Annotated in this window: 1 protein-coding gene; it reads left to right on the forward strand. The window is 59.7% G+C overall.

Features of this window, described 5'->3' with window-relative positions; all coding sequences use genetic code 11:
- The coding region (locus E1189_RS22000) for a hypothetical protein (protein ID WP_196220787.1) at positions 1–258 on the forward strand (258 nt) is incomplete at both ends.

Raw genomic sequence — 258 nt, forward strand, 5'->3', positions numbered from 1 at the left:
CAGACATCTCCAGATCATGGGGGGGCCGGGGAACATAAAAACGGCCCTGAACATATTTACCCGGTTGCGCAGCCAGGCGGCCGGAGGGAAGGCGAACACCCCCTGTGAGGATAAGGAGATCGAACTGGCTCTGGGCAGATTACTTCAGGCCATGGGGGGCACGGACAACCTGAGAGCAGCTTGGGACATCTATATCCGGCTGCGTATCCGGGCAGCTGGGGGGCAGGCCAACACCCCCTGTGATGACAAGGATATCGA

The sequence above is a fragment of the Parendozoicomonas verongulae genome (assembly GCF_009711465.1).
Lineage (GTDB): Bacteria > Pseudomonadota > Gammaproteobacteria > Pseudomonadales > Endozoicomonadaceae > Sansalvadorimonas > Sansalvadorimonas verongulae.